This is a genomic window from Pseudomonas sp. GM24, assembly GCF_000282235.1.
Classification (GTDB): domain Bacteria; phylum Pseudomonadota; class Gammaproteobacteria; order Pseudomonadales; family Pseudomonadaceae; genus Aquipseudomonas.
The window spans coordinates 1-7118 of the sequence record NZ_AKJR01000201.1 but is presented as its reverse complement, the minus strand read 5'-3'; the positions used below and the strand labels follow the sequence as shown (position 1 = coordinate 7118).

The following is a 7118-nucleotide window of genomic DNA, read 5'->3' as shown; positions in this document are numbered from 1 at the left end:
GCCAGAATCCGCCGGCTTACACGGCTATGGGCCGGGCTATATCGTTTGCCTGTCACTGCAAAACAGTGATCGGGTTTGGTAGCCCGCTTTAAATTGTCGTTGTTGCGACACCGTCGATGCTGTCTCCTTTTTTTGAGGTATGGCTTTGAATGGTGGGCATGCGTGGGGCTCATCCGTGAGCGCCGGGTTACCCAATTTGACCGGTCTACCAACCCGCGCATGGCCGCCACCCGCCGTTTGGTAGCGAGGGTGATGGCTCCCATTTTTTCAAATTGGAGCTTTATCTATGTTCAAGATCACGCCAAATCCACCGCCCACCGATCCAATCCCTCACGACCCCGCGCTTGACCCGCAAAAGGTCAAAGAAGCCACCGACCGCGCCCTCGACTACTACCTGCGACCCGAAGCACTGGGTGCTCCACCAAGCTCGCCTCCATTTCGCCCGGTCTATCTGGTCGACCCCACTCTGGATGAAGAAACCCTGTTGGTCGAAGCCTGTGAGTCGCTTTCCTACGCCCACGCCATGGCCGGCAACATCGCCAACTCAATCGGCGGCCCGGAGCGCAAACCGTTGCTGGCGCTGCAACAGGTGATCATGCTCAACGAACTGTTGGTCAATCGACTGCTGGATAAGCTGCGCATCCCGCAGTAGTCAACAGACGGACTGAGTGAGGGGTCACACCCTCACTTTCGCTTTGCCGCCTCCCGCAGATTGATGAGCAGAACTCATCAAGCCATCCCGATTTACCCGTCTAGTCCTCACCAGTCACCTCGCTTAGTCTTCTCCCCACGCCCAATGGGAGATCGACATGCACAAGTACACACTCGGCATCCGTTCACTCGAAGTATCCGCCCTCGGCTTTGGCTGCATGGGCCTGAGCCGTGGTTATGGCCCGACCACGGATACCCAGAGAATCGCAGAATCGCAGTGGACGGAGCCTTTGCTGCGTTCATGGCGACCAGCGACATGCCCAACCTCAACGCGGCCCTCAACCAAGGACTGGACGCTGGCCTGACGATCAGCGAAACCCGGGAAATTCTCGTGCAGCTCTACGCCTATGTGGGCTTCCCGCGCAGCCTCAATGCCTTGAATGAGCTCATGACCGTGGTGCAGGCGCGCCAACAACGCGGCATCGAAGATGCGCCAGGGCGTGAGCCGAGCCAGGCGATTCCAGTCGGGGATGAACTGCTGGCCGCCGGCACCGCGAATCAAACGAAAATCTCGGGCGCTCCGGTCAAAGGCCCGGTGTTCGAGTTCGCCCCAGTGATTAACCAGTTTTTGCAAACCCACCTGTTCGGCGACATATTCGAGCGCGACAACCTCGACTGGCAAAGCCGTGAACTGGCCACTGTCGGAGCGCTGGCAGCGACGCCGGGCGTGGAACCGCAACTGCGCGCGCATATGGCGGCAAGCTTGCGCGTCGGGCTCAGCGCGGCACAGTTGGGCGAGGTCACTGAGCAGTTGAAAAAACACGAGGATGCGCAGACTGCCGAACGTGCGAATGCAGCGCTCAAGGAGGTTTTGGCGGCTTCGAAAAAATGACCTGAAAATGGACCTGATATCGATGTCTTAAAGAAAATCGGCGTTCGGGGTTGTGGTGAATGCGCTGATCTACAAGCCCTTGCCCGCGTTCAGCGTCCATACTGTGGTTTTCAAAAGTCGGGACACCGCCATGCCCTCCCCCGAATCCAGCCTTTTGCAGAGCTGGCATGCCAACGCTGATGCCTGGATCGAAGCGATCCGCAGCGGCGCCATTGAAAGCCGTCAGCAGGTTACCGATCAGGCGATTGTGCTGGCGATCATGGGCCGCCAACCGCAGCGCGTACTTGATCTGGGTTGCGGCGAAGGCTGGTTGTTGCGGGCGCTGGCGGATCGCGGGATTGAAGCTGTCGGTGTGGATGGCGATGCGCGGCTGATCGAGGCGGCGCGTCTGGCGGGGGCGGCGCGGGTGCATGTTGCGAGTTACGAAGCGCTGGTCGATGGCAAGGTCGATATCGGTCGTGACTACAACCTGGTGTGCGCGAATTTCTCGCTACTGCATCAAGACATAATTCCGCTGCTTGCCGCGATGAATGCCTTGCTTGTTCCCACAGGTGTTGTGGTCATTCAGACACTGCATCCATGGTCTGTCGCGGCAGGCGATTATCAGGATGGCTGGCGCGAAGAATCGTTCGCGGGATTCAAAGGTCAGTGGCAGCCGATGCCGTGGTATTTCCGCACGTTGTCGAGTTGGCTGAATGCGCTGGACATGGCCGGGTTCCAATTGGCCGGTTTGCAGGAGCCACAGCATCCGCAAAGTCCAGTGCCGCAGTCGTTGCTGATGGTTGCCGAGCGCCGCTGAGATTTCAGAAACACCATCAATCATTGTGGGAGCTGGCTTACCAGCGATGGCGTCGGGTCAGTCAACATTGATGTTGAAGGTGCTGGCCTCATCGCTGGCAAGCCAGCTCCCACAGTGGTTTGGGTGTGCCAGGAATTTGTGACCACCATACAAACCGGTGGGAGTGAGCCTGCTCGCGATGACGGTATTTCAGGCGACATCAATGTTGAATATCAGACCGCAATCGCTGGCAAGCCAGCTCCCACAGTGGTTTTGGGTGTGCCAGGAATTTGCGACCACCATACAAACCTGTGGGAGTGAGCCTGCTCGCGATGACGGTATTTCAGGCGACATCAATGTTGAATATCAGACCGCAATCGCTTGCAGGCAAGCTCCCACAGTGGTTTCGGGACCACGGATGCGGTGCTGCGCCAGCAGGCGCATGACGTAGCCGATCTTGATCAGGGTTGGGCCGAGGATGGTCAGGGCGTGCATCGCCACCAGCAGCGCAATCGGCATCTGGTCGTTGTAGAGATAAGCGCCGTAGATGCCGGTCAATTTGACTCAATCTCTAGTCGTTATGACTACGATCTGACGCCCGCTAACTTGTCGATCTACGGCACCGGCAATCGACCAAGGACTGACTACGCTGTTAATCCAGCGTGTCTAACCTGCCGAGGATGACTGCCATGCAACGCTTTCAGAAACTCACGCCCTGCCTGTGGTTCGACGATCAGGCCGAAGCCGCTGCGAAGTTCTATTGCTCGATCTTCGATCATTCGAAAATCACCGGCCTGACCCACTACAGCAAGGTCGGTCAGGAATTTCACGGCAAGCCGGAAGGTGCGGTGATGACCGTCAGTTTCGAACTCGATGGCCAGACCTTCAGCGGCCTCAACGGTGGGCCGATGTTCAAATTCAGCGAGGCGATCTCGTTTCAGGTCAACTGCCAGAATCAGGAAGAAGTCGACCATTTCTGGGGTAACCTGTCCGAGGGTGGCCCGGTCGAAGCCCAGCAATGCGGCTGGCTCAAGGACAAATTTGGGGTGTCATGGCAGATCGTGCCGGTGGCCTTTATGCACATGATGCTGGATGCCGACACCAGCAAATCGCAGCGAGCGATGCAGGCGATGTTCACGATGAAAAAACTCGACATTGCCGAACTCGAACGCGCCTTTGCCGGCCAGAGCTAATACACTGGCGCGCTGGCCTGCCGGGAATAACAACGATGAAACACGCTGCCGCCAAAAACCCTGAAAAAGCCCCGCGTTTCTGGCGTGACGCGGCGCTGCCGTTCATTGAAGCGCGGGCCATCGCCGATGGCCGCGAGGTCTGCTATGCGCGCCATTCCCACGCGCACTTTTCCATTGGCGCGATCACCGCCGGTCGCAGCACCTATGTGCATGAGCAGGCGCAGTTCGAAGTCGCGGCAGGCACCGTGGTGCTGATGAATCCCGGCGATGTGCATGCGTGCAATCCGATCGATGATCAGCCCTGGTCGTATGTGATGCTGTACGTCGAAACGCCCTGGCTGACGGATTTGCAGCATCAGTTGGGGTTCGCCAGTAATCTTGAGTTTCGGCGTTTCTCCACTACTCATCTCGACGACACCGCGCTGTTCAACGACCTGAATGGATTTTATGAAACATTGGTCGACGAACAGCAGGACGTACTGCGCAAACAAAGCGCTGCGGTGGAGTTTTTCAGCGACCTGCAACTGCGGTTGAATCCCGCCGGCCCCTCGCTGCGCGAACCCAATTTCAAGCTGGAACGCGCGGCCGATTTCATCCGCGAACACTGTACCGAGCTGCTGAACCTCGACGACATCTGCACGGCGGCACAACTGTCGCCTTCGTACCTGATCCGCGCCTTCAAACAGCATTACGGCATGACGCCCCACGCCTTTGTGGTCAACCAGCGCATCCAGTTCGCCCGCGAGCGTTTGCGCAGCGGGCAGTTGATCGCGGATGTGGCGCTGGAAGCCGGGTTTGCCGATCAGGCGCATTTTCAGCGAGCGTTCAAGCAGCATTTGGCGGCAACGCCCGGCCAATATCGCGGCTGATGGTTTGCCCCGATTGATCGTTCCCGCGCTCTGCGTGGGGAACGTAGCCCGGGACGCTCCGCGTCCCTTCCAGAGCCGGACGCAGAGCGTCCGATGAGGCATTCCCACGCGGAGCATGGGAACGATCAATCGCTGCCAACACATTCAGATATTGACATATCGGTAAATTCCGATATCTTCGCAGCATGGACCTACTCGAAATCTTCAAAGCCCTCTCGAACCGCACACGCCTGGAAATCCTCAAAGGCCTGAAGGATCCCGAGAAGCACTTTCCTCCCCAGGATGAAGGTGACGTGCACACGGTGGGCGTTTGCGTCAGCAGTATTCAGGAAGGCGTCGGGCTGTCGCAGTCGACGGTGTCCGATTACCTGGCGACGCTGCAACGCGCAGGCCTGGTCGAGGTCAGGCGCATTGGGCAGTGGACTTATTACAAACGTAACGAAGCAGCGATCAGTGCGCTGGCCGAGATCATCGGCAGCGAGCTGTAATTTTTTGCCCCAAGATATCGAGAATTCCCGATATCCCTTTTTACCGAAACGAGGAAATGCAATGAAAGCGATGATCCTTACTTCATTTGGCGGCGCGCAATCGTTCGAACTTTGTGAAGTTCCCAAACCAGTGCCACACGCGGGAGAAGTGCTGGTCCGGGTGCACGCCACCTCCATCAATCCGCTGGATTATCAGGTGCGCCGTGGCGACTATGCCGATCTGGTGCCCCTGCCAGCCATCACCGGGCACGACGTCTCTGGCGTTATCGAAGCGGTCGGCCCGGGGGTGACAGCGTTCATGCCGGGTGACGAAGTCTGGTACACCCCGCAGATTTTCGACGGTCCAGGCAGTTATGCCGAGTACCACGTCGCGGCCGAAAACATTGTCGGCAAGAAGCCGCCCACACTGAGCCATCTTGAAGCGGCGAGCCTGAGTCTGGTTGGCGGCACGGCGTGGGAAGCGCTGGTCGTGCGGGCAACGCTCAGAGTCGGCGAGAGCATTCTGATCCACGGCGGCGCGGGCGGCGTTGGTCATGTCGCGATTCAGCTGGCCAAAGCCATCGGCGCGAAGGTCTTCACCACTGTGCGTGAAGGCAATTTCGAGTTCGCCAGGCAGATGGGCGCCGATGTGCTGATCGATTACGAAAAGGAAGATTATGTCGCCGCGATCCTGCGCGAAACCGAGGGTCGTGGCGTCGATGTCGTCTTCGACACCATCGGCGGCAACACCCTGGCGCGCAGCCCCGACGCCCTCGCACAACTGGGCCGCGTGGTATCGATCGTAGACCTTGCCCAGCCGCAAAACCTGATTCAGGCCTGGGGCAAGAACGCCAGCTATCACTTCGTTTTCACCCGACAGAATCGCGGCAAACTCGATGAGTTGAGCGCATTGATCGCCAACGGTCAGTTGCGCCCGCACGTCGGCGCGGTCTATCCGCTGGCCGACATTGGCCTCGCCCATGCCCGACTGGAAACGCCCAACAACGGCGTTCAAGGGAAAATTGCGATTGCTGTCGTGCCGTCGCCCGAACTCGCCAATCGCTGAACTCAGTCCCGAGGAGAACATCATGATTTATGAGATCGCTTTACTGCCCGTTCACACAGAACAAACTGCGGCGTTTCGGCATGCGTTTACCGAGGTCGAGCCGTTGCTCAAACGCGCCAAGGGTTATTGCGGCCACCTGCTCGCGCCAGGAATCGAAACACCGGAGGTGTTCAATCTGATTGTGCGCTGGCAATCCCTTGAGGATCACACGCCGGGGTTTGAAGCAAGTGAGGACCATCGGGTTTTCATGCTGGGGCTGGAGGATTATTTTTCCGAAGAGCCGAAGGTGTATCACATTGAGGGCGGCGCCTTTCAGCAGCCGTTCGACTAATAATCTCTCGGCTACACCGCGATTCATTGTAGGAGTGAGCCTGCTCGCGATAGCGGCGTATCAGTCGACATCTATATTGACTGATACATCGCTATCGCGAGCAGGCTCACTCCTACAGGGTTTACGGTAGCAGCAGGTAGATAGCACTCAGCGCCAACAACCCCGCCATGCTCCGATTGAACCAGCGCATCCCCGCCGCGTTGCCCAGATACCCACGCAAAAACGTCCCGGCATACGCCCAGCAGCCGACCGACAGATAACAGATCACCAGATACACCGCCGCAAACTGCCACACCAGCCGCGCCTCGCCATCGGCGACAAACGCGCCCATGCCCGCGACGCAGGCCAGCCAGGCTTTCGGGTTGAGCCATTGCATCACCGCGCCGTACAGCATAGATGGCGCCCGCCCGGAATCCTTGGCGTTCAACTGTCCATCATCCACGGCCAGTTTCCACGCCATGAACAGCAGAAACGCCACGCCGGCCAGTTGCACCACCCGAGTCATGAACGGCCAAAGCTTGAGCACCTCATGCAAGCCCAGCCCCATCAGCACCAGCAGCAACACAAACCCCAACGTGGCACCGGCAACATGCCGCTGACTGGCGCGAAAACCGAACTGCGCCCCGGAACTCAACGCGACAATATTCACCGGCCCCGGCGTGATGGACGCCGCCAGCGCAAACGCCGCCATGGAAACAATCAGACTCATCGCACACCTGCTTCAAATCGAGGAACAAGGTGCTCACCCTAACCAGCACCCGATCCCCGGTATTGAAGAAAATGCCCCTGTGATCCTGATCGTTCCCACGCTCTGCGTGGGAATGTAGCCCGGGACGCTCCGCGTCCCCTTCAGAGCCGAACGCAGAGCGTC

General features: G+C 58.6%; 8 protein-coding genes and 2 pseudogenes. 8 read left to right on the top strand and 2 right to left on the bottom strand.

Going from position 1 to position 7118, the window contains the following annotated elements:
- Positions 1–286: 286 nt before the first annotated feature.
- The 3 genes and pseudogenes from PMI23_RS21725 to PMI23_RS21715 all read left to right on the top strand — a co-directional run bounded on the left by PMI23_RS21725 (position 287) and on the right by PMI23_RS21715 (position 2342).
- The gene (locus PMI23_RS21725) at positions 287–652 is read left to right on the top strand and encodes a DUF6124 family protein (RefSeq protein WP_007950123.1); all 366 of its coding nucleotides are present in this window, start codon (positions 287–289) and stop codon (positions 650–652) included.
- Between the two features lie 291 nt (positions 653–943).
- A pseudogene (locus tag PMI23_RS21720) lies at positions 944–1543 on the top strand (carboxymuconolactone decarboxylase family protein); the annotation flags it as partial.
- Between the two features lie 130 nt (positions 1544–1673).
- Positions 1674–2342 carry a class I SAM-dependent methyltransferase gene (locus PMI23_RS21715; RefSeq protein WP_007910612.1) on the top strand — a complete coding sequence of 223 codons (669 nt, stop codon included), beginning with the start codon at positions 1674–1676 and terminating at the stop codon, positions 2340–2342.
- 345 nt (positions 2343–2687) lie between these two features.
- Here the strand turns inward: PMI23_RS21715 and PMI23_RS21710 are convergent.
- Positions 2688–2879: pseudogene (locus tag PMI23_RS21710) on the bottom strand (hypothetical protein); the annotation flags it as partial.
- A gap of 131 nt (positions 2880–3010) precedes the next feature.
- Between PMI23_RS21710 and PMI23_RS21705 the strand changes: the two are divergent.
- The 5 genes from PMI23_RS21705 to PMI23_RS21685 all read left to right on the top strand — a co-directional run bounded on the left by PMI23_RS21705 (position 3011) and on the right by PMI23_RS21685 (position 6247).
- Entirely contained in the window at positions 3011–3514 is a 504-nt protein-coding gene (locus PMI23_RS21705) for a VOC family protein (RefSeq protein ID WP_007910614.1), read from the top strand.
- 35 nt (positions 3515–3549) lie between these two features.
- Positions 3550–4383 carry an AraC family transcriptional regulator gene (locus PMI23_RS21700; protein WP_007910616.1) on the top strand — a complete coding sequence of 278 codons (834 nt, stop codon included), beginning with the start codon at positions 3550–3552 and terminating at the stop codon, positions 4381–4383.
- 185 nt (positions 4384–4568) lie between these two features.
- On the top strand, positions 4569–4871 hold the full coding sequence (locus tag PMI23_RS21695; protein ID WP_007910618.1) for an ArsR/SmtB family transcription factor: 303 nt from the start codon (positions 4569–4571) through the stop codon (positions 4869–4871).
- Between the two features lie 61 nt (positions 4872–4932).
- On the top strand, positions 4933–5916 hold the full coding sequence (locus PMI23_RS21690; protein ID WP_007910620.1) for a zinc-dependent alcohol dehydrogenase family protein: 984 nt from the start codon (positions 4933–4935) through the stop codon (positions 5914–5916).
- A 22-nt stretch (positions 5917–5938) separates the two neighbouring features.
- Positions 5939–6247, top strand: coding sequence for an antibiotic biosynthesis monooxygenase family protein (locus PMI23_RS21685; RefSeq protein WP_007910622.1), 309 nt, complete (start codon positions 5939–5941; stop codon positions 6245–6247).
- 121 nt (positions 6248–6368) lie between these two features.
- On the opposite strand, the gene PMI23_RS21680 is transcribed toward PMI23_RS21685, so the two are convergent.
- Positions 6369–6956 (bottom strand): LysE family translocator, encoded by a 588-nt coding sequence (locus PMI23_RS21680; protein ID WP_007915665.1) that lies wholly within the window; start codon positions 6954–6956, stop codon positions 6369–6371.
- Between the last annotated feature and the right edge of the window lie 162 nt (positions 6957–7118).